The sequence below is a fragment of the Delftia sp. GW456-R20 genome (assembly GCF_001622915.1).
Taxonomy (GTDB): domain Bacteria; phylum Pseudomonadota; class Gammaproteobacteria; order Burkholderiales; family Burkholderiaceae_C; genus Comamonas; species Comamonas acidovorans.
Genome location: NZ_LWCN01000004.1, coordinates 3,915,254 through 3,936,721, shown reverse-complemented (window position 1 = coordinate 3,936,721; position 21,468 = coordinate 3,915,254). Strand labels below are relative to the sequence as shown.

General features: G+C 69.4%; 20 protein-coding genes and 1 pseudogene. 10 read left to right on the top strand and 11 right to left on the bottom strand.

Features of this window, described 5'->3' with window-relative positions; all coding sequences use genetic code 11:
- Positions 1-6: 6 nt before the first annotated feature.
- From A4F85_RS22975 to A4F85_RS22965, 4 genes and pseudogenes are all read left to right on the top strand, one after another.
- Positions 7-360: a zinc ribbon domain-containing protein gene (locus A4F85_RS22975; RefSeq protein WP_013800072.1), complete on the top strand. Its 354-nt coding sequence runs from the start codon at positions 7-9 to the stop codon at positions 358-360.
- A gap of 146 nt (positions 361-506) precedes the next feature.
- Positions 507-1,532 (top strand): tripartite tricarboxylate transporter substrate binding protein, encoded by a 1,026-nt coding sequence (locus A4F85_RS22970; RefSeq protein WP_034397659.1) that lies wholly within the window; start codon positions 507-509, stop codon positions 1,530-1,532.
- A 231-nt stretch (positions 1,533-1,763) separates the two neighbouring features.
- Positions 1,764-1,973: pseudogene (locus A4F85_RS29865) on the top strand (ABC transporter substrate-binding protein); the annotation flags it as partial.
- 57 nt (positions 1,974-2,030) lie between these two features.
- Positions 2,031-2,240: a hypothetical protein gene (locus A4F85_RS22965; RefSeq protein ID WP_063327789.1), complete on the top strand. Its 210-nt coding sequence runs from the start codon at positions 2,031-2,033 to the stop codon at positions 2,238-2,240.
- 69 nt (positions 2,241-2,309) lie between these two features.
- On the opposite strand, the gene A4F85_RS22960 is transcribed toward A4F85_RS22965, so the two are convergent.
- The 6 genes from A4F85_RS22960 to A4F85_RS22935 all read right to left on the bottom strand — a co-directional run bounded on the left by A4F85_RS22960 (position 2,310) and on the right by A4F85_RS22935 (position 8,942).
- Entirely contained in the window at positions 2,310-3,701 is a 1,392-nt protein-coding gene (locus A4F85_RS22960) for an amidase (RefSeq protein ID WP_063327788.1), read from the bottom strand.
- Positions 3,685-3,945, bottom strand: coding sequence for a hypothetical protein (locus A4F85_RS22955; protein ID WP_013800077.1), 261 nt, complete (start codon positions 3,943-3,945; stop codon positions 3,685-3,687). The genes A4F85_RS22960 and A4F85_RS22955 overlap by 17 nt, the downstream gene beginning before the upstream one ends.
- A complete protein-coding gene (locus A4F85_RS22950) occupies positions 3,923-4,894 on the bottom strand; it encodes a tripartite tricarboxylate transporter substrate binding protein (protein ID WP_063327787.1) in 972 nt (323 codons plus the stop codon). Before A4F85_RS22950 ends, A4F85_RS22955 begins: the two co-directional genes overlap by 23 nt.
- A 354-nt stretch (positions 4,895-5,248) precedes the next feature.
- On the bottom strand, positions 5,249-6,760 hold the full coding sequence (locus A4F85_RS22945; protein WP_063327786.1) for a class I adenylate-forming enzyme family protein: 1,512 nt from the start codon (positions 6,758-6,760) through the stop codon (positions 5,249-5,251).
- A gap of 14 nt (positions 6,761-6,774) precedes the next feature.
- A complete protein-coding gene (locus A4F85_RS22940) occupies positions 6,775-7,791 on the bottom strand; it encodes a Bug family tripartite tricarboxylate transporter substrate binding protein (protein WP_043823455.1) in 1,017 nt (338 codons plus the stop codon).
- A 155-nt stretch (positions 7,792-7,946) separates the two neighbouring features.
- The gene (locus A4F85_RS22935; RefSeq protein WP_082848247.1) at positions 7,947-8,942 is read right to left on the bottom strand and encodes a LysR family transcriptional regulator; all 996 of its coding nucleotides are present in this window, start codon (positions 8,940-8,942) and stop codon (positions 7,947-7,949) included.
- Positions 8,943-9,041: 99 nt separating this feature from the next.
- Between A4F85_RS22935 and A4F85_RS22930 the strand changes: the two genes are divergently transcribed.
- The 3 genes from A4F85_RS22930 to A4F85_RS22920 all read left to right on the top strand — a co-directional run bounded on the left by A4F85_RS22930 (position 9,042) and on the right by A4F85_RS22920 (position 12,357).
- On the top strand, positions 9,042-10,265 hold the full coding sequence (locus tag A4F85_RS22930; RefSeq protein ID WP_197485506.1) for a CaiB/BaiF CoA transferase family protein: 1,224 nt from the start codon (positions 9,042-9,044) through the stop codon (positions 10,263-10,265).
- Positions 10,266-10,333: 68 nt separating this feature from the next.
- Complete coding sequence (locus A4F85_RS22925; protein WP_063327784.1) at positions 10,334-11,353, top strand: NADPH:quinone oxidoreductase family protein; 1,020 nt, start codon at positions 10,334-10,336, stop codon at positions 11,351-11,353.
- Positions 11,350-12,357, top strand: a complete 1,008-nt coding sequence (locus A4F85_RS22920) for a Bug family tripartite tricarboxylate transporter substrate binding protein (protein WP_063327783.1) — start codon at positions 11,350-11,352, stop codon at positions 12,355-12,357. Before A4F85_RS22925 ends, A4F85_RS22920 begins: the two co-directional genes overlap by 4 nt.
- Positions 12,358-12,367: 10 nt before the next feature.
- Here the strand turns inward: A4F85_RS22920 and A4F85_RS22915 are convergent, their stop codons facing one another.
- The 5 genes from A4F85_RS22915 to A4F85_RS22895 form a co-directional block, all read right to left on the bottom strand.
- On the bottom strand, positions 12,368-13,576 hold the full coding sequence (locus A4F85_RS22915) for an acetyl-CoA C-acetyltransferase (protein WP_013800084.1): 1,209 nt from the start codon (positions 13,574-13,576) through the stop codon (positions 12,368-12,370).
- 27 nt (positions 13,577-13,603) lie between these two features.
- Positions 13,604-14,905 carry an acetyl-CoA hydrolase/transferase family protein gene (locus tag A4F85_RS22910; RefSeq protein ID WP_013800085.1) on the bottom strand — a complete coding sequence of 434 codons (1,302 nt, stop codon included), beginning with the start codon at positions 14,903-14,905 and terminating at the stop codon, positions 13,604-13,606.
- A complete protein-coding gene (locus A4F85_RS22905) occupies positions 14,902-15,711 on the bottom strand; it encodes an enoyl-CoA hydratase/isomerase family protein (RefSeq protein WP_063327782.1) in 810 nt (269 codons plus the stop codon). The genes A4F85_RS22910 and A4F85_RS22905 overlap by 4 nt, the downstream gene beginning before the upstream one ends.
- Positions 15,712-15,923: 212 nt before the next feature.
- On the bottom strand, positions 15,924-16,817 hold the full coding sequence (locus A4F85_RS22900) for a MaoC family dehydratase (protein WP_063327781.1): 894 nt from the start codon (positions 16,815-16,817) through the stop codon (positions 15,924-15,926).
- 171 nt (positions 16,818-16,988) lie between these two features.
- A complete protein-coding gene (locus tag A4F85_RS22895; RefSeq protein WP_016452187.1) occupies positions 16,989-17,906 on the bottom strand; it encodes an SDR family NAD(P)-dependent oxidoreductase in 918 nt (305 codons plus the stop codon).
- A gap of 207 nt (positions 17,907-18,113) precedes the next feature.
- Between A4F85_RS22895 and A4F85_RS22890 the strand changes: the two genes are divergently transcribed.
- The 3 genes from A4F85_RS22890 to A4F85_RS22880 are packed head-to-tail and all read left to right on the top strand — an operon-like array spanning position 18,114 to position 21,429.
- Positions 18,114-19,019, top strand: a complete 906-nt coding sequence (locus A4F85_RS22890) for an FAS1-like dehydratase domain-containing protein (RefSeq protein WP_063327780.1) — start codon at positions 18,114-18,116, stop codon at positions 19,017-19,019.
- Positions 19,020-19,049: 30 nt separating this feature from the next.
- The gene (locus A4F85_RS22885; RefSeq protein ID WP_012202137.1) at positions 19,050-20,216 is read left to right on the top strand and encodes an acyl-CoA dehydrogenase family protein; all 1,167 of its coding nucleotides are present in this window, start codon (positions 19,050-19,052) and stop codon (positions 20,214-20,216) included.
- Between the two features lie 10 nt (positions 20,217-20,226).
- A complete protein-coding gene (locus A4F85_RS22880) occupies positions 20,227-21,429 on the top strand; it encodes a CaiB/BaiF CoA transferase family protein (RefSeq protein WP_063327779.1) in 1,203 nt (400 codons plus the stop codon).
- Positions 21,430-21,468: the final 39 nt, after the last annotated feature.

Genomic DNA, 21,468 nt, shown 5'->3' with positions numbered 1-21,468 from the left:
CCGCCCATGCCCACCTACGACTATGACTGCGTGCAATGCGGCGGCTTCGAGGCCCTGCGGCCGCTGCGCCTGCGCGACGAGCCTGCGGCCTGCCCCGGCTGCGGCACGGCTGCTGCGCGCGTGCTGGCCGCCGCGCCCCGGCTGGCGCTGATGGCCGACGGCACGCGCCGCGCCATGGACACCAACGAGCGCGCGCGCCACGAGCCCGCCAGCTCGCGCGACTATGACCATGGCTATGCGCGCTTCAAGCACCCGGCAGGCTGCGGCTGCTGCGGATCGGGGCGGCGCAGCGCCACGGTGACGGCACCCAACGGCGCAAAGTCCGCGCCCTCGCGGCGGCCCTGGATGATCAGCCACTAGGCTGCATCGGAGTGGACCGCTTCCCAGGGTTTCCACCGCTTGGGAGCCCTGGAAGCGCGCCTTCCATATTCGCGAAACACGGCGCAGGCCGGCTTGCCCAGAATGGGCCGCGCGGCAAGCCGCCGCCCGTTGCCCGGAGTTTCGCCATGCCCCCGTCTTCCCTCCCATCCTCTTGCCCGTCTTCCTTTTCGTCGCAGCGCCGCCGCCTGCTGTCCGCCGGCGGCGCGCTGGCTGCCAGCAGCCTGTTTCCCGCAGCCCGGGTGGCCCATGCGGCCGATGCCTGGCCCACGCGGCCCGTGCGCTTCATCGTGCCCTTTCCGCCCGGCGGTCCCGTGGACACCACGGCGCGCGCCTTCACCCAGAAGCTGGGCGAGATCTGGCAGCAGCCCAACCTGGTGGACAACCGCGCGGGCGCCGGCGGCATGGTGGGCGCGGCCCTCGCAGCCAAGGAGCCTGCCGACGGCTACACGCTGTTCGTGGGTTCCATCCACCATGCGGTGAACCCGGCGCTGCAGCCGAAGATGACCTACGACATAGAGCGCGACTTCGCGCCCGTGAGCTTTGCGGCCATGTTCCCGGTCTTCCTGGTGGCCCATCCCTCGGTGCCCGCCAGCAATGTGCGCGAGCTGATCGCGCTGGCCAAGTCCGGCAACGGCCTGAGCTTCGGCTCCTCGGGCAATGGCGGCGGCACGCACCTGGCCGGTGAGCTGTTCAACATGCATGCAGGCATCAAGCTGCAGCACATTCCCTACAAGGGCAGCGCGCCGGCCATGAACGACCTGCTGGGCGGCCAGGTGCAGCTGATGTTTGCCGATGCGCCCAGCGCGCTGCAGCACATCAAGTCCGGCCGCATCAAGGTGCTGGGCGTGGCCAGCCGCCAGCGCTCGGCCATGCTGCCCGAGGTGCCCACCATTGCCGAGTCGGGCCTGCCCGAGTACGAGGCCTATTCCTGGGCCGCGCTGTTTGCGCCGGCCCGCACGCCGCCCGCCGTGCTGGCGCGCATCAACGCCGACTTCAACACCGCGCTGCGCGATGCCGCCGTGCGCCAGCGCCTGCTGACGGCTGGCGCCGAGGCCGACCCCGGCACCCAGCAGCAGATGCGCGAGCGCCTGAGCAGCGAGCTGCGCAAATGGGCCCAGGTGGTCAAGGTGGCCGGCATCCAGGCGGACTGAGCGCGGCGGCGGGCCGGAGTCGGGACAAACCCGGCTTCGCAGCGCTGCAACCCCGCCTTTCGCAATCGCGCATAGGCGGGCCGCTATGGCCTGCTTAGGCTTGCCTCCGGTATCCAGAAAAACAACCCCGAGACAAGGAGACGGATATGCGGAAAGGCTTGATGCGAGGCGGCTTGACCAAGGCGCGCGCTGCCGGCTGCGCGCTGGGCGCCGGCCTGCTGTGGGCGGCGGCGGCGCTGGCCCATCGAGGACTTCTTCGCCCAGAACGGCAAGGTGCGCGAGGACGGCCGCATGGTGCACGACATGTACCTGGTGCAGATCAAGAAGCCCGAGGAATCCAGATACCCCTGGGACTACTACAAGGTGCTCTCCACCATTCCCGGTGACGAGGCCTTCCGCCCGCTGTCCAAGAGCAGCTGCAAGCTGGTGAAGACATCATGAAGACACGCGCCGCCGTACTCACGAGAACGGGCGCAGCCGCGCCCTATCTGGCACCTGGTGGCCGAGGAGCGCACGCTCAAGGGCTGCTACATGGGCAGCTGCGTGCCGCGCCGCGACATCGACCGCTATCTCGCCCTGCATGCGGCCGGCAGGCTGCCGGTGGACCGCCTGGTCACCGGCCACCTGACGCTGGACCAGATCAACGAGGGCTTCGACCGCCTGGCGCGGGGCGAGGCCATACGCCAGATCATCCGCATGGAGGCCTGAGGTCAGGCTGATCAGCGAGGACTGGGGCTGCTGCTGCTGCTGCTGCTGTGTCCAAGCCAAGCACGGCGGTCAGGTGCCGTCGGGCAGCAGCTGGTTTTCCCAGCCGGTCAGCCGCTCGATGGCCCGGGCCACCTGCAGGATGCGGGCCTCGTCGAAGTAGCGTCCCACCACCTGCACGGCCAGAGGCAGGCCTTGCGGCGACAGGCCCACCGGCACGCTGATGGCCGGGTGCCCGGTCACGTTGAAGGCATGGGTCTGCACCGGCCAGTGGCGGAAATGCGGCATGGGATCGAAGCGCGGCGCCGTATCCAGGGTGATGGCGGTCAGCAGCACGTCGCAGCGGTCCAGGGCCGCGTCCACGCGGGCCGCCAGCATGCGGCGCACGCGCAGGGCGTTCAGGTAGTCCTCCGAGGACACGGTGGCGCCCAGCAGCAGCCGCGCCGCCGTGAGTTCGCCATAGTCCAGCGGGCGCGAGCGCAGGTCCTGCGCATGGATGGTGAACATCTCGGCACTGAGGATGACGCGGCCGGCCGCCAGGAACTGCTGGCTGTGGGGCAGGCTCACGTGGATGGGGCGGGCGCCGGCCTCGGCGAGCAGGGCGGCCGTGCGGTCGAAGGCCGACAGGAACGTGGGCGATGCCTGGGGCGACGACTGGAAGTGGTCCTGCGGCACGCCGATGGTCAGGCCCTTCACGCCCTGCTCAAGCCCCGTGCAGTAGTCGTCCACGGGTTCGGTGGAGCTGGCCGGGTCCAGCGGGTCGTGCCCGGCCAGCACCTGCAGCGCGATGGCTGCGTCCTCCACGCTGCGTGACAGCGGGCCGCAGTGGTCCAGCGTCCAGGCCAGCGGAAACACGCCGTGCTTGGAGACGCGGCCGTAGGTGGGTTTCAGCCCCACGGCGCCGCACCAGGCGGCCGGTATGAGGATGGAGCCGCCCGTGCAGGTGCCCAGGGCCAGCCGTGTGAAGCCCGCCGCAATGGCGGCGCCCGAGCCCGACGACGATCCGCCCGGGATATGGGCCAGGTCCCAGGGGTTGCGGGCCGCGGGAAACGGCAGGTCGGGGCTGGGCGCGCCGATGGCGAACTCGTGCGTGGCCAGCTTGCCCAGGATGATGGCGCCGGCATCGCGCAGGCGCCGCACCGGCGTGGAATCCTCCTCGGGCACATAGTCCAGGCTCAGCCAGGACTGGCAGGTGGTCGGCAGGCCGGCCACGTCGTAGACGTCCTTGATGGCCACGGGAATGCCGTGGAGCAGCGGCAGGTCGGCGCTTTCGGCGCGCGCCATGTCTGCGCTGCGCGCAGCCTCCATGGCACCGCTGGCATCGAGATTGGTGAAGGCATGGATGTCGATGTCCATGGCGCGGACGCGTCCCAGCGCCGCCCGGGTCAGCATCTCCGAGGTGGTCTTGCCGGCGCGCAGCGCGCTGGCCATCTGCCGTATGGAAAGTTCAGGACTGCCGCGCATGGTTGCTCTGACGGGAAATGGTGGTGTGGATGTGCGAGGGACCCGCCTCATGCGCCAGTTCGTTGACGAGGCCGCGGTGCTCCATCAGCAACTGATGCTCCGCCAGGATGGGTCCCAGCCGCTCGAAGGGGATGTCGATGCCGTGCTTTTTCAGCGCATTGAGCAATTCGTGCAGCGCATTGACATCGGGCCCTGCCAGTTTCTGCGGCGAAGGGGGTATTTCAGATTTTCGCGATGCCGGCATCACTGACCACCTTTCTCCATTTTCTGGCGTCGTCGGATACGAATGCCTTGGTGCCGCCCACGGATTTCCAAAGGGGAATGCTGCCAAGCTCCATGAATTTGCGCTGCACCTTTTCATCGGCCAGGATATTTTTCATCTGTGCATTGATGGCGTTCACTATCGCGGCCGGCGTGCCCTTGGGTGCCATGAGCACATTCCATGAGGTCTCGTTGAAATTGCCGAGCCGGGCCGGGCTTTGCTCGCTGAGCGTCTGCCAGTCGGGCATGAGGGGCGAGCGCTCGCGCGTGGCCACGCCCACGCGATTGACCTTGCCCTGGTTCACATACTGCTTGGCCGTGATCAGCAGGTCGAAGGCGATATCGACCTGGCCGCTGACCAGGTCGGCCATCATGGGCGCGGCGCCCTGGTAGGGGATGTGCAGCATGCGTATGTCGGCGGCCAGACTCAGGGCCTCGGCCGCCATGTGGCCCGCGCTGCCATAGCCCGGCGTGGCATAGGTCAGCTTGCCGGGGCTGCGCCGCGCCAGCTCGATCAGGTCCTGCACCGACGACAGCTGCAGGCCCGGGCGTGTGATGAGCACCAGAGGACTGTCGTTGATGGTGGAGATGGCTTCCAGGTCGTTGGCCACGTCATACCCGGCCTGCGTGTACAGCGCGCCCGAGATGGTCTGGGCCGTGGTGCAGATCAGCAGCGTATATCCATCGGGACTGGCCTTGGAGACCTGGCGCGCGCCGATGTTGCCCGAGGCGCCAGGGCGGTTTTCCACCACCACGTTGACGCGCAGGCGTTGTGCAAGCTCCTTGGCGATGATGCGCCCCACGACATCAGTGCCACCGCCTGCCGGGAAAGGTACAACCAGCGTGATCTGCCGGTCTGGCCAGGCCGCATGAACCAGGCTGGCAGCGACCAGGAAAATACCTCCGAGAAACAGGCTGAGGATTCTTTTCATGGGCTTGATTCATGTGGTTGCGGGGGAGAGGATGCATGCCCTGTGCAGATCCGGGCCGACACGCCGGGATGCATCTCACGATGGATCCGGTAACTGCGGCCAAGGCCAAGGCAGGCGAAAAAATAATGAATTTGTTAAAACTATTGAAACATTGAGTGCCATAGTTTTACATCATGATGAATGGGGTGCAAGGCCTGCGGATGCGCAATGTAGGGGTGTTGCATCCATGCTGCAGAGGCCGGTTCCGGAAGGCAGTGGCGCGTGCGCACATCCGGGCTTGGGGCAGGGAAGGGGCAGGGCAAGGCAAAGGTTGCACCGGCAGCGGTGCCGGCGCAACTGCTGGGCGGCCCGGGCTCAGGAAACGCGCAGTGCCTGTTCCTGCAGCAGGCGCTTGAGCACCTTGCCGTTGGGGCTGGTGGGCAGCTCGGCCAGGGGCACGATGCGGGCGGGCAGCTTGTAGGGCGCCAGCCGTTCGCGCAGGTGGGAGCGTGCTGCGGCGCTGTCCAGCGTGGCGCCGGGCTGCAGCTCGACGAAGGCGATGACCTCCTCGTTGCCATCGCCCTCGGGCCGCCCGACCACGGCGCTGCGCTGCACGCCGGGCAGCTCGTTGAGCGCCAGTTCCACCTCGGCCGGATAGACGTTGAAGCCCGAGCGGATGATCATTTCCTTGAGCCGCCCCACCACGAAGAGCGCGCCGTCGGCATGCAGCTCGCCCAGGTCGCCGCTGGCGTACCACCCGCCCTCGCGCATCACGGCGGCCGTGGCCTGGTCATCGCGGAAGTAGCCGTGCATCAGGCCGCGCCCGCGTATCCACAGCTCGCCGCGCTCGCCCATCGGCAGGCTGCGGCCCGTGGCCGGGTCCACGGCTCGCACTTCCGCGCCTTCCACCACGTAGCCCGCGCTGGTGTCGGGCCGCTGCTCGCCCTGTCGTGTGAGGTGGACCGACCCTGCGTATTCCGACAGGCCGTAGCCATGGTGCAGCGCCTGGCCGAAGGCGGCCTCCACGCGCTTTTTCAGCGTCAGGTCCAGCGGGCCTGCGCCGGTATAGACATAGCGCAGCGCAGGCGCCTGCGGGTGGGCAATGCCCTGCTCCTGCAGATAGGCCAGCAGGCGCGCGTACAGCGCGGGCGGCCCCTGCAGCTGGGAGATGCCGTGGCGGGCCAGCGCATCCAGAAGATCGGCGGGGTCGAACTGCGGGCGCATCACCATCTGCGCGCCCGCATGCAGCGAGGCCAGCAGCACCGTGCCCAGGCCGAAGATGTGGGTCATGGGCACGAAGGCGTAGCTGCGGTCCCCGGGGCCCAGACCGCGCGATGCGGCCGAGACGCGAGCGAACAGCGTCAGCGCGTCATGCCCCACCATCACGCCCTTGGGCGTGCCCGTGGTGCCCGAGGTGAAGATCAGCGCCGCCACCTCGTCCTGCAGCGCGCCGGATTCGGCCACCGCCTGCGCGCGCACGGGGCTGTGCTGCATGCCGGCCAGGGCCGAGTCGCCTGCGCCAAAGCGCCGCGCGTGGCCGCTGGCGCTGTCCGATGCGGCCGAGGTGAAATACACCACGCGCGCATCGGCCTTGGCCGCAAAGGCATCGATCTCGCCGGGCGCCATGCGCGCATTCACGCCGCAGGACCAGGCGCCCACGCGGCTGCAGGCCAGGATCAGCGCCGCATGCTCGGGGCAGTTCTCGGCCACGACCAGCACGCGGTCGCCGGGCCGCACCTGCAGCGCGTGCAGCTCGGCCTCGGCCGTGTCCGCCAGCGCGCCCAGGTCGGCAAAGCTCAGGCTGCTGCCGTCGGGCAGGTGGATGAAGGGACGCTGCGGCGCTTCGGCCAGCCAGCGGTCCAGCAGATGGTGTATTCGTTGATTCATGCTCCGCGTATCCCTCAGTCCACCACAATGCCTTGGGTGACGGTGGCCCACATCGCGCGTTCTTTTGCACCGCGCTCGGCCAGTTTCTGGGGGGCGCCGGTCCACTCTTCGTAGCCCAGTTCCTTGAGGCGCTTGCGCAGCTCCGGCTGGGCCAGGGCGGCGTTGATGGACTTGTTCAGGCGGGCCACGAGTTCGGGCGACATGCCCTTGGGGCCGTAGACGCCATACCAGCCGCCCACGTCGAAGCCCTTGAGGCCTTCGATGCCGGACTCGGCAAAGGTGGGCACATCGGGCAGCGAGGCATTGCGCTGCGGCGAGGTCACGGCCACGGCGCGCACCTTGCCGCTCTGGATGTAGGTGCTGGCGGTGCTGATGATGTCCAGCATCATGCTCAGCTGGCCGCCGATCACGTCGGTCATGGCCGGTGCGTTGCCCTTGTAGGGGATGTGGTTCATCTCGATGCCGCTGCGCCGCGCGAACAGCAGCGCGCCCAGGTGGTTGGAGCCGCCCACGCCGGCCGAGCCGTAGTTGAGCTTTTGCGGATGGGCCTTGGCATAGGCCACGAGCTCGGCCGTGGTCTTGTAGGGCTCGTTGTTGTTGACCACCAGCACGTTGTAGTAGCTGAGCACGGGCGCCACGGGCGTGAGGTCACGGGCCGGGTCGAAGGACATCTTGCTCATCACGTTGGGGCTGATGGTGATGGTGGGGCTGGCCGCGAACCACAGCGTGAGGCCGTCGGGCCTGGCGCGCACCACCTCGCTGCCGGCCATGGTGGCGTTGGCGCCGGGCTTGTTCTCCACCACCACCGAGGCGCCCAGCTCCTTGGTCAGCGCCACGCTGAGCAGGCGGGCGCCCTGGTCCACGGGGCCACCGGCCGAGTAGCCCACGATGAGGCGCACGGGCTGCGCGTCCTGCGCGGCGGCGGGGAGGGCGGTCAGGGCGCTCAGGGTGGCCAGGGCGGTCACCAGGGACGCCAGAAGCGGGGCATGGGCCAGGGTGGCCAGGGCCTTGCGGCGGTGTTGGGCGGGCATGTGCATGTCTCCTGCAAAAAATGAATGAAGCGCTGCCGTGGCCTGCACGGCGGCGCGCCCGGTCTGCGCCGGACATGCAGGCAATGGTGCGCACGCCGGCGCTTCTTGGGAATCTGCTTTTGCCTAAGCCGGGGTTTGCCGGCTGTTAGGACGTCCTAGGAAGACAGGTCCGCGCCCGCCTCCTCGGCGCCCGCCTGCCAGCTGGGCGCGGCGGTGACGATGGCCTCGCGCAGGAACTGCTGGAAGGCGCGGGCCGCCATGGTGGGCTGGCGGTCGGGCATGCGCACCAGGTACATGGCATTGCCCAGGCCGGAGAACACCACTTGGTCCAGCACGGCCACCAGGGTGCCGCCGGCCAGCGCGGCCGAGGTCACGTAGTCCGGGAGCAGGGCCAGGCCCAGGCCGTCCAGCACGGCGTCGTACAGCAGGCGGTAGTCGCCCGATTGCAGCGAGGGCAGCACATCGAGGGCAGCGGCGACGCCATCGTCGCCGCTGCCGGCCAGCCAGGCCAGCCGGCCGCCCATGGCCAGCGGCAGGATGAGGCGGGCCTGCAGCAGGTCGGCAGGCGCGCGCAGGGGCCGGCCCAGCGACTGCTCCAGCGCCTGCAGGCAGGCGGGCGTGGCCACGAAGTTCCAGCGCACATCGCACAGCCGCGTGGCCACCAGATCGTCCAGCGGCGCGGAGGTGATCTGCACCGCCAGATCGACCTTGGAGGCCACGAGGTCGGCCATCTGGTCGTTGATCAGCAGGCGCAGGCGGATGTCGGGATGCTCGCGGCAAAAGCCCAGGATCAGGGGCTTGAGATAGAAATGCCCGAAGCCGGTGGGCACGCGCACGCCCACCTCGCCGCTCACGGTGGAGCGCAACTGGTGGATGGCATCGCGGGCGCGCTGCAGCTCCTCCATCATGGCCAGGCAGCGCCGGTACAGCAGCTGGCCGGCCTGGGTGAGCTCCACATTGCGCGTGGTGCGGCGCAGCAGCTGCGTCCCCATCTCGGTCTCCAGCGCACGCAGCCGGCGCGAGACGTTGGAGCGCGTCATGCCGCCGCGCTCGGCCGCCCGCGTGAGGCTCTTGGCCTCGGCGATGTCGATGAAGACGCGGCACAGGTTCAGGTCCATCTCGGCATTCTTTGCGGGGCCGGGGCCGGCCATTGTTGATCGGGAGTCACCAGGCCTGGCCTGCTGGCGAGGATTGTGGCGCCAGCCCTGCCTCCCTAGCATGGAGGAAACCATGGCGAAAGGCCGCTGACCGTGAACCAAGAAGCTTTGCAAACCGCGCCGCCGGCGCCCCTGGCGCACTACCGTGTGCTCGATCTGAGCCAGGGCGTGGCCGGCCCCTACTGCACCCACCTGCTGTCGCGCCAGGGGGCCGAGGTGATCAAGGTCGATCCGCCCGAAGGCGACTGGGCGCGCCACGTGGGCATCTCGCGCAACGGGCACAGCAGCCTGTCGGCCACCTACAACGCGGGCAAGCGCAGCATTGCCGTCGATGCGCGCCAGGCCCAGGGGCGCGCGCTGCTGCTGCGGCTGGCGCGCGAGGCCGACATCGTGGTGCAGAACTTCCGCCCCCAGGTCGTGCAGCGCATGGGCGTGGACTACGACAGCCTGCGCGCGGCCGGCCTGGACCCGGTGTACGTCTCCATCAGCGGCTACGGACCCACGGGGCCGTATGCCGACCGGCCCGCCACCGACTCCGTCATGCAGGCGGACACGGGCTTGATGACCAGCAACCGCGACGCGCAGGGCCAGCCCCAGCGCGTGGGCCTGCTGCTGGCCGACATCGCGGCCGGTGTCTACGCCGCACAGGCCTGCACGGCGGCCCTGCTGGGCAAGGCGCGCAGCGGGCGCGGGCGCCATGTGGAGCTGAACCTGTTCGAGGTCTGCTGCGCCCTGCAATCCACGGTGCTGGCCGAAGACACGCTGCGCGGCGGCCTGCCCGCCGAAGGCGTGAGCGCCCCCAACGGCGTGTTCGCCACGGCCGATGGCTTCATCACCGTGCTGGCACTGAACAACGACCAGTTCGAGCGGCTGTGCCGCGCGCTGGACCTGCCGCACTGGCTGCAGGACGCGCGCTTTGCCTCCAATGCGGGCCGCATGGCCCACCGCCATGTCCTGCATGCCGGGCTGCAGGGCTTGCTGGCGCAGCAGCCGCGCGCCCACTGGGAGCAGCGCCTGGCGGCACAGGGCGCCCTGCATGCGGGCGTGCGCACGCTGGCCGATGTGGTGGCGCACCCCCAGGCCGTGCACCGCGCATCGTTCGCCACGCTGGCGCAGCCCGGGTTCGGGCCGCTGCTGTATGCGGCATTACCCTGGCCGGCAGACGCAGCAGCCTCCGGTGCACCCCTTGGCGCCGCGCCGCGCACGGGCGAGCACACGCGCCAGATCCTGGCCGAGGCCGGCTGCACGCCGCAGGAGATGGAGCAATGGATGGCCAGCGGCGTGGTGCACCAGTGCGCGCAGGAGGTCATGGCATGAGCGCTTCCACATCCACGTTCACACCCTCCTCTCCGGACACCTCCCCGGACACCTCCCCGGACACCTCCATGCAGGCCCTGGTCTGCCATCAATTCGGCGCGCCGCACGAGGTGGTCAGCCTGCAGTCCATGGACCGGCCCGGCCAGCCCCTGGGCGCACACCAGGCGCGGATTGCCGTGGCCTACGCCAACGTCAGCCACGCCACGGGCCTGCTGATCGAGGGCCGCTACCAGCGGCGCCCGCCGCTGCCCTTCGTGCCCGGCACCGAAGGCGTGGGGCGCGTGCTGGAATGCGGCAGCGCGGTGCAGCACCTGCAGCCCGGCGATGCCGTGGCCTTCATTGCCGACTGGGGTGCCTTTGCGCAGGAAACGGTGGTGCATGCATCCACCGTCTACCGCCTGCCTGCGGGCATGCCCTGGCTGCAGGCCCTGCCCATTCCCCTGTCCTACGGCACGGCCTACACGGCCCTGCACTGGCGCGCGCGCCTGCAGGAAGGCGATGTGGTGCTGGTGCTGGGCGCCGGCTCTGGCGTGGGCGCCGCGGCGGTGGAAGTGGCCCTGCAGACGCCCGGCGTGCAGGTCATCGCCTGCGCCAGCACCGAGGCCAAGCGCGCCGATGCGCTGCGCCGTGGGGCCCACCAGGCAGTCACCCCGCAGGACCTGGCCGCCCAGGTCAAGCAGGCCACGCAGGGCCGGGGCGCCTCCGTCGTCTTCGACCCCGTGGGCGGCGATCTGCTGCTGCAGGCGCTGCGCGCCGCTGCGCAGAACGCGCAGCTGCTGAGCGTGGGCTTTGCCAGCGGCGCCATTCCCGCCGTGCCCATGAACCTGGCCCTGGTCAAGAACCTCACGCTGCACGGCTTCTTCTACGGCCGCTACATCGGCTGGACGCCGGCCGGCGAACGCCAGGCCTTCGCGGCGCAGCTGCAGCCCGTCATTGCCACGCTGCTCGACTGGGCGGCCCGGGGATGCATCCATCCACAGGTCCGCCAGGTCTTCGCCATGCATGAACTGCCGGCTGCGCTGGATGCGCTGCACGGCCGCAACGTGACCGGCAAGCTCGCACTCGCCATTCAAGGAGACAAGGTATGACAACGCAACGCACAGGCCCCGCGCTTTCCCGCCGCACCCTGCTGGGGGCCGCTGCGGCGCTGGCCGCCTGGAGAACGGCAGGCGCGCAGCCATCCGCCGGGGCCCAGGGCTATCCCAAGGCGCCCATCCGCGTCGTCGTGCCCTATCCACCGGGCGGGCCTACCGACGTGGTCGGGCGCGTGGTCACCACGCGGCTGGGCGAGGCGCTGGGCCAGCCCCTGGTCGTGGACAACAAGGCCGGCGCCAGCGGCATGGTCGGCGCGGCCCTGGTGGCCAAGGCGCCGGCCGATGGCTACACGCTGCTGGTCAACGCCTCCATCCACGTCATCAACCCCTACGTCTATTCCAGCGCGCCCTACGATGCCTTCCGCGATTTCGAGCCGGTCACACAACTGGTCGATGTGCCGCTGGTGCTGGTCGTGGGCAGCCAGCTTCCGGTGCGCAATGTGCAGGAGCTGATCGCCTGGGCCAAGGCCCATCCCGGGCAGGTGAACTTCGGCTCGGCCGGCAATGCCTCGTCACAGCACCTGTCGGGCGAGCTGTTCCGCTTGAAGACCGGCGCGCAGATGCAGCATGTGCCCTACAAGGGCAGCTCGCCGGCCCTGACCGACCTGATGGGCGGGCAGATCCAGCTCATGTTCGACTCCATGCCCTCGGCCATGCCCTTCATCGCCTCGGGCCGGCTGCGTGCGCTGGCCGTCACCTCGGCCAGTCGCTCACCCTCCCTGCCCGATGTGCCCACCATGGAAGAGGCCGGCATGCCCGGCTTTCGCACCAGCACCTGGTATGGCCTGTGGGCGCCGAAGAACACGCCCCAGGACGTGGTGCAGAAACTGTGGACCGAGTCCCGCCGCGTGCTTGCCGAACCCCAGATCGCCGCGCAATACCGCCGCCTGGGCGCCGAGCCCGTGGGCTCCACGCCCGCCGAGTTCGCGCGCTACATCCAGGCCGAAGCCCGCAAGTGGGAAGAGATCGTGAAGGCGTCGGGGGCGCGGGCGGATTGAGGCGGGAAGCTCACACCCGCTCGAACACCGCCGCAATCCCCTGGCCGCCGCCGATGCACATGGTCTCCAGCCCATAGCGGCCCTTGCGGCGCTCCAGTTCGTGCAGCAGGGTGGCCAGGATGCGCACGCCGGTGGCGCCTATGGGGTGGCCCAGGGAGATGCCGGAGCCGTTGACGTTGAGCTTGTGGTCTATGGCGCCCTGGTCGTTCCACTCCCAGCCCTTGAGCACGGACAGCACCTGGCAGGCAAAGGCTTCGTTGAGTTCGACCAGGTCCATCTGGTCCAGCGTGAGGTTCAGGCGCGCCAGCAGCTTCTTGACGGCGGGCACGGGGCCTATGCCCATGTGCGAGGGCTCGCAGCCTGCGGCGGCCCAGCCCACCAGGGTGGCCATGGGGGTGAGGCCCAGCTCGGCCAGCCGGTCCTCGGCCACGATCAGGCAGGCGGCGCTGGCGTCGTTCTGCTGGCTGGCGTTGCCGGCCGTGACCGTTCCATTGGGCATGAGCACGCGCAGCTTGCCCATGCTGTCGGTGGTGGCGTCGGCGCGAAAGCCTTCGTCGCGCGTGAACAGCACGGGGTCGCCCTTGCGCTGGGGCACCTTGACGGGGACGATCTCGTCGGCGAAGCGGCCCGCCTCCCAGGCGGCGGCGGCGCGCTGGTGGCTGCGCACGGCATAGGCGTCGGCTGCCTCGCGGCTGATGCCGTAGTCGCGCGCCAGGTTCTCGGCGGTCTCGATCATTCCCGAGATCTTGCCGAAGCGCTCCACGGGCTGGGAGCGCTCGCGGCCGCGGTCCAGCCGGTCGTAGAAGCGCACATTGCCCGAGCGCGCTCCCCAGCGCATGTCGGTGCTGTAGTACTCGATGTTGCTCATGCTCTCCACGCCGCCCGCGATCACCACGTCGGCGGCGCCGCTTTGCACCATCATGGCCGCCGTGGCCACGGCCTGCAGGCCGCCGCCGCAGCGCCGGTCCAGCTGCATGCCCGGCACCGTCACCGGCAGGCCGGCCTGCAGCGCGGCCCAGCGGCCCACGCAGGGCGTCTCGCTGCTGGCGTAGGACTGGGCGAAGACCACGTCGTCGATGCGTGCGGGGTCGATGCCGCTTTTCTCGACCACGGCGCGCACCGTGGTGGCGGCCAGCTCCTCGACCGATACCGGCCGCAGGCTGCCGCCGAAGGTGCCCACGGGCGTGCGAAGGGGGGTGACGATGGCGGCTCTGCGCATGGTGTTGTCTCCTTGGGAATCAGTGGATCAGGAAAAGGCTGCGCCGCATTGGCGCAGCAGGGTATGTGCCTGTTGTTCCAGGTCGGCGCGGTGCTCCGGTGCCGCGATGTCGATCAGCCGTTTCACGCGGCGCGACAGCGTCTGGCCGCGCAGGTCGGCCACGCCGTGTTCGGTGACGATGAGGCCGGCATCGCTGCGCGGCGTGCTGACGGGGCCGGACAGCCGCGCAACGATGCGCGTGGCACCCCTGGCCGTGGCGGGCAGGGCGATGATGGGCAGGCCGCCGCGGCTGCGTGCCGCGCCGCGCAGAAAGTCCACGGCGCCACCCACGGCGCCCACGTAGACGCCGCCCGCCACTTCGGAATTGATCTGGCCCGTGAGGTCCACTTCCACCGCCGAATTGATGGCGGCCAGCCGGTGGCTGGCCGCCAGCACCTCGGGGTCGTGCGTGTAGCGCGTCTCGCGCAGCTGCAGGGCGGGGTTGCGGTGGGCCCAGCGCCTGAGCGATTCGCCACCCATGAGGATGCCGCCAATGCCCACGCCGCGGTCCTGGCTCTTGCGCGCGTGGGTCAGCACGCCGGCTTCGGCCAGGGCTGCAATGCCGTCGCCCACGGCGCCGCTGTGCAGGCCCAGGTCGCGGTGGCCGTGCAAGGCGGCGAGCACGGCCTCGGGCAGGTTGCCCACGCCCACCTGCAGCGTGGCGCCGTCTTCGATGAGGGCGGCCACATGGCCGGCAATGGCCTGCTCGGCAGGGCCGGGCGCGCTGCGCGCCTGGTCCAGCGGAGGGTGTTCGGCATCGACCAGCAGGGCGAAGTCGCCGGCCTGCAGGTGCAGGCTGCCGTGCGTCCACGGAATGGCGGGGTTGACCTCGCCGATCAGCACGCGCGCCTTGCGTATGGCGGCCGGCAGGTATTCATGGACCAGGCCCAGGCTGTAGCGGCCTTGTGCATCGGGTGGCGAGACCTGGAGCAGCACCACGTCGGCAGGCAGCAGGCCCTCGTCGATCAGGCCGGGCAGGTGGGAGTAGTGGCTGGGCAGGATGTCCAGCACGCCCGCCTGGGCCAGCGCGCGGTGGGGGCCGCCGGCCGCGTAGCCGAAGAAGTCGATGGCGTCGGCATGCGCAGGTTGCAGCGTGTCCGATGCGCCCATGCCCACGAAGACGCGCAGCCGGCCCTGGCCACCGTGCCGGGCCAGTGCATGGCGCTGCGCGACCACGGCGCGCGTGAGCGTCAGCGGCTCGGCCGTGGCCTGGCCCCACCACAGGGTGTCGCCGGGGCGGATCAGGGCCTGCAGCCTTTCTTGCAGGGCGTCCGGCGACAGCACGCTCATGGCGCGCGGTCCCAGTCGAAGCGCGTGGGCTGCTTGTCCTTGAAGCGCTGCACCGCCTCCTGGTGGTAGTCGGAGCCACGGCACATCGTCTGGGCATAGGCTTCCAGCTCGGCCATGGCGCGTGCGTCCAGCTCGAAGGCCTGGTTCATGGCCGTCTTGGCCATGCCGATGGCGGCCGTGGATGCCTCGCCGAAGCGCCGCGCCAGTGCCACGGCGGCGGCCTGCAGGGCCTCGCCGTCCTCCACGATCTCGTAGACCATGCCCAGCGACCTGGCTTCCTCGGCCTGCACGGTGCGCGCGGTGAAGACCAGCTCCTTGGCCTTTTGCAGGCCCACGATGCGCGGCAGCATGTGCATGGCGCCCAGGTCGGGCACCAGGCCGATGCGGCCGAACACGGCGCAGAACTTCGCGCGCCGCGTGCACAGCACGAAGTCGGCGGCCAGCGCCAGGCTCAGGCCCGCGCCGAAGGCCGGGCCGTCCACGGCGGCGATCACGGGCTTTTCGAGGTTGACCAGCTCGGGGAACCACTGGTGCAGGCTGCGCATGCGCTGGCGCCAGGGCAGGCCGGCCTGGCTGGCATCCATCATCTGGCTGATATCGCCGCCCGAGCAGAAGGCGCCGCCCGCGCCCGTGAGGATGACGGTGTGCACCTGCCCGTCATCGCGCATCTGCGCCACGGTGGCGGCCAGGGCCGGGCGCATGGCCTGGTTGAGCGCGTTGCGGGCCTCGGGCCGGTTCAGCGTGATCGTGCCTATGCCGTCCTGGACGGAGGTCAATACGGGGGAGGTTTCAGGTGATGTAGTCATGGTGCCGAGGTTGGATTCTTTGAGATCAAAAGCTGGAATGTCTTGCTTGCTCCTATGCGCACCTTTGACGAGGCGTCCAAATCGGCATGTCCCAAGCCAGGGACACCGAGCAAGGGCCTGGGCCGGCCGCGCCGCCCCGCAGCGAGGGTGTCGTCCCCCTCCCGCGAAGCGAGAGAGGGGAAAGGCGCACAGCGACTCAGGGGGTGATCCATTCAAGCGAGTTCGGCGTAGCCGTGGCTCAGCACGACCTTGTCACGTTCGAGCACGCGGGCGCGCAACTGCAGCTGGCAGGGCTGGTCAGGCGTGCGCCAGATCTCGGTGACCAGGGTCTCCCCGGGATAGACGGGCGCGGTGAAGCGCACATCCAGCGCCTTCAGGCGCGCGGGATTGCGGTCGCCGCATTGGCGCAGCACGGCATGGGCCACCAGGCCGTAGCTGGCCAGGCCATGCAGGATGGGACGCTCGAAGCCGGCCTTGCGCGCCACGGCCGGGTCGGCATGCAGCGGGTTGTAGTCGCCCATCAGGCGGTACAGCAGCGCGGCCTCGGGGCGTATGGCCTGGGTGTCGGTGAAGTCGGGCGCGCGGTCCTCCGGCGTGGGGCGCAGCGGCGCCAGGGGCGCGTCGCTGGGCTGGCCGCCGTCCAGCAGGCTGTAGCCGCCATCGCCGCGCAGAAAGCTGACCTGCTGCACGGTGGCCAGCAGCTCGCCGCCAGTGGTCTCCAGGCGCCGCTCGGTGACCATGATGGCGCCCTTGCCCTCACCCTTGTCCGTCAGATGCGTGATGCGGTTGTGGCCCACCACGTCGGCGCTGGCCGGCAGCGGGCGGTGCAGCCGCATGCGCTGCTCGCCATGCAGCAGCTTCACCCAATCGATGCCCGTATCGGCCTCGCGCGCCCAGAAGCCCGGGTAGCCCAGCACCACGGCCTGCGAGGGCAGGGCGCGCAGCCCGCCGGGCGCCCCTTCGTAGAAAAAGGGCAGGGCCGCATCCGACAGCGGATCGCTACCCAGGCCCAGGCTCAACGCATAGAGCATGGTGTCGCGTTCGCCATAGTGCTGGCGCACGGGCTCGAAGGGGCGCTGTTTCAGGTGGTCGTAGCGAATGGTCATGGAACGGGTCATCTCGGTAATTGATTGCGCTGGCGCAATACCAACAGCCTTCAAAACCGGCGCACCCCAACCCAGGGGCGCCGAGCAAGAGCCGCCTCGCGGCGAGGGCGCCGTCCCCCTCCCGCGAAGCGAGAGAGGGGGAAGCGGCGCAGCCGCTCAGGGGGTGCTTTTCTAGACAGGGTCCCAGCTGAAGACATCTGCCGAGCGGTCCAGGGGGACGAACGATGCCTTGAGCGCAGGCATGCCGTGCTCGGCAATGAACTGGGGCGACCAGCCCTCGCTGCGGTGCACCGAGCGCAGCGGGCGCGGCTGGCTCATGACGAAGATCTCGTTGTTGCGCACGGCGAAGACCTGGGCGTTCACGTCGCGGGCCGCGTCGGACAGCAGGTAGACGGCCAGCGGGGCGATCTTGTTGGGCGTCATCTGCTGGATCTTGGCCACGCGCGCCTGCTGCTCGGGCGTGTCGGTGGGGATGGAGCCGATCATGCGGCTCCAGGCGAACGGCGCGATGCAGTTGGAGCGCACGTTGAACTTCTGCATGTCCAGCGCAATGGACTTGGACAGGGCCGTCAGCCCCAGCTTGGCGGCGCTGTAGTTGGCCTGGCCCAGGTTGCCGATCAGGCCCGAGGTCGAGGTCATGTGCACGAAGGCGCCGCTTTCCTGCTCCTTGAAATGGTTGGCGGCCGCGCGGCTCATGTAGTAGCTGCCGTACAGGTGGACCTTGATGACGGCGTCCCACTCGTCCAGGCTCATCTTGTGGAAGAACCGGTCGCGCAGGATGCCGGCGTTGTTGACCACGCCGTCGATGCGGCCGAAGCTGTCCACGGCGCACTGCACGATGCGGCCCGCGCTGGCAGCCTCGGCCACGCTGTCGGTGTTGGCCACGGCCTGGCCGCCTGCGGCCTTGATCTCATCGACCACCTTCTGGGCCGGGCCGGCGTCCGTGCCCTCGCCCGTGGTGGAGGTGCCTATGTCGTTGACCACCACCTTGGCGCCCTCGGCCGCCATGGCCAGCGCCATGTCGCGCCCGATGCCGCCGCCGGCACCCGTCACCACCACTACCTTGTCCTGCATCATTTTCTGCGCCATGGCCTGTTGTCCCCGTTCAGTGTTCGTTGGAAAGAAGTCGGGACCAAGGATGCCGGCAAACGCCTGGCCGCGCCATTCGCCAATCACAAGGGCGGACTTCGCGGGAATGAAAGCAGGGGCGGACAGGCCGCGCCGGCCCAGCCTTCAGCGCGGCCAAAGGCTTGCTTAAGAAAACGCGGATTGCGGGCCGCCGCGCTTGCACCGACCATGGCGGCCATGACAGACAAGCAAGCTACCGACACCCTCGACGCCGCCGCGCTGGCGCACCTTCAGTCCTGGCAGGGCCGCAGCGAAACCCTGGCAGACAGCATCACGGCCGCGCCCGTGGCCGCGCTGTCGGCCACGCTGGACAGGGAAGACCCTGAGCCCGCCGACGGCACGGCGCTGCCGCCGCTGTGGCACTGGATGTACTTCCTGCCCCATGCACGCCAAAGCGAGATCGGCCCCGACGGCCATCCGCGCCGTGGCGGCTTTCTGCCGCCCGTGCCGCTGCCGCGCCGCATGTGGGCCGGCGGGCGACTGCGCTGGGAGGCAGGCAACGCGCTGCAGGTGGGCCAGAAGGTGCAGCGCCGCTCCACCATCGGCTCGGTCAGCCACAAGAGCGGCCGCTCGGGCGAGCTGCTGTTCGTGCTGGTCGAGCATGCCTACAGCAACGACCAGGGCCTGGCGCTGACCGAGGAGCACGACATCGTCTACCGCGCCGCTGCCCAGCCCGGCGATCCCGCGCCCACGCCGCAGAAGCCGCCGCTGGACGGCCAGCAAACCTGGTCGCGCACCATCGTTCCCGACGACGTGCTGCTGTTCCGCTACTCGGCCCTGACCTTCAACGGCCACCGCATCCACTACGACCGCCGCTATGTGACGGGTGTCGAAGGCTATCCGGGCCTGATCGTGCACGGCCCGCTGATCGCCACCCTGCTGCTGGACCTGCTGCGCCGCGAGCTGCCCCAGGCGCGCGTGCTGTCCTTCGAGTTCAAGGCCGTGCGCCCCACCTTCGACCTGCATGCCTTCAGCGTGCACGGCAAGCCTTCTGCAGACGGCAAGACCATTGAACTCTGGGCCCAGGACCACGAAGGCTGGCTGACCATGACCGGAAAAGCCACCCTGGCCTGAGACCCCTGAAAACCGAGCCTTGAGACCACCATGATCGAACACACGCTTTCCAACAATTTCCCCGAAATCCGCGACGCCATCCGTGCGCTGTGCGCCGAGTTCCCCGACGAGTATTTCCGCAAGATCGACGAGCAGCGCGCCTATCCCGAGACCTTCGTGGACGCGCTGACCAAGGCCGGCTGGCTGGCCGCGCTGATCCCGCAGGAGTACGGCGGCTCGGGCCTGGGCCTGACCGAGGCCAGCGTGATCATGGAAGAGATCAACCGCTGCGGCGGCAACTCGGGCGCCTGCCACGGCCAGATGTACAACATGGGCACGCTGCTGCGCCACGGCTCGCAGGCGCAAAAGGAGAAATATCTGCCGCGCATCGCCTCGGGCGAATGGCGCCTGCAGTCCATGGGCGTGACCGAGCCCACCACGGGCACGGACACCACCAAGATCAAGACCAGCGCCGTCAAGAAGGATGGCCGCTACGTGGTCAACGGCCAGAAGGTCTGGATCAGCCGCGTGCAGCACAGCGACTGGATGATCCTGCTGGCGCGTACCACGCCGCTTGCCGAGGTGAAGAAAAAGAGCGAGGGCATGTCCATCTTCATGGTGGACCTGGCCGAGGCCCAGAAGAGCGGCCTGACCGTGCGCCCCATCCCCAACATGGTCAACCACGAGACCAACGAACTGTTCTTCGAGAACCTGGAAATCCCCGAGGAGAACCTGATCGGCGAGGAAGGCAAGGGCTTCAAGTACATCCTCGACGGCCTCAATGCCGAGCGCACGCTGATTGCGGCCGAATGCATTGGCGACGGCTACTGGTTCCTGGACCGCGTGACCAACTATGTGCGCGACCGCAACGTGTTCGGCCGCCCCATCGGCCAGAACCAGGGCGTGCAGTTCCCCATTGCCGATGCCTTTATCGAGGTCGAGGCCGCCAACCTCATGCGCTGGAAGGCCTGCGAGATGTTCGACGCCAACCAGGCCATGGGCGCCCAGGCCAACATGGCCAAGTACCTGGCGGCCAAGGCCAGCTGGGAGGCGGCCAATGCCTGCATCCAGTTCCACGGCGGCTTCGGCTTTGCCTGCGAATACGACGTGGAGCGCAAGTTCCGCGAGACGCGCCTGTACCAGGTGGCGCCGATCTCCACGAACCTGATCTATTCCTACGTGGCCGAGCACATCCTCGGTCTCCCGCGTTCTTTCTGAAGGCTCGCGCATGACACAGCAACGCCTGAGGCCCCTGGACGGCACCACCGTCGTCTCGCTGGAACATGCGGTGGCCGCACCGTTTTGCACGCGCCAACTGGCCGACCTGGGCGCGCGCGTGATCAAGGTCGAGCGGCCGGGCAGCGGCGACTTTGCGCGCGGCTATGACCAGCGCGTGCAGGGCCAGTCCTCGCACTTCACCTGGATCAACCGCAGCAAGCAGAGCCTGGCTCTGGACCTCAAGCAGGACGAGGCCATGCTGGCGCTGCTGCAGCTGCTGGAGGGTGCCGACGTGCTGGTGCAGAACCTGGCGCCCGGCGCTGCCGCGCGCATGGGCCTGTCCTATGCGGCGCTGCGCGAGCGCTTTCCGCGCCTCATCGTCTGCGACATCAGCGGCTACGGCGCAGACGGCCCCTACCGCGACAAGAAGGCCTACGACCTGCTGATCCAGAGCGAGGCGGGCTTTCTCTCGGTCACGGGCACGCCCGAGGTGCCGTCCAAGGCCGGTATCTCGGTGGCCGACATCGCGGCTGGAATGTATGCGTACACCAACATCCTGTCGGCCCTGCTGCTGCGCGGGCGCACGGGCGAGGGCAGCCATATCGACGTGTCCATGCTGGAGGCGCTGGGCGAGTGGATGGGTTACCCCATGTACTACGCCTTCGACGGCGCGCCGCCGCCGCCGCGCACCGGCGCCTCGCACGCCAGCATCTATCCCTACGGGCCGTTCGAGGCCGGTGACGGCGGGACGGTGATGCTGGGCCTGCAAAACGAACGCGAGTGGAAGCTCTTTTGCGAACAGGTGCTGCTGCAGCCCGCGCTGGCCACGGATGCGCGCTTCGACAGCAACGCGCGCCGCAACGCCAACCGCGAGGAGCTGCGTGCGCTGATCCTGGGCGTGTTCAACGCGCTGGATGCCGCCCAGGTGGTGCAGCGGCTGGATGCGGCCGGCATTGCCAATGCGCGCGTCAACGACATGGCCGGCCTGTGGGCCCATCCCCAGCTGGCCGCACGCCAGCGCTGGTGCAGCGTGGACACGCCGGCCGGTCCGGTGCAGGCCCTGCTGCCGCCCGGCGCCAACAGCGCCTTCGACTACCGCATGGAGGCCGTGCCCGCCGTGGGCGAGCACAGCGCCGCCATCCTGGCCGAGCTGGGCTGGAGCGCCGAGCGCATCAGTGCCCTGTGCCCGCCCCCGGGAAAAACCGCCCCCTGAAACCAGGGCGCATGCCCAAGAATGCGCCGGAGACCCAAC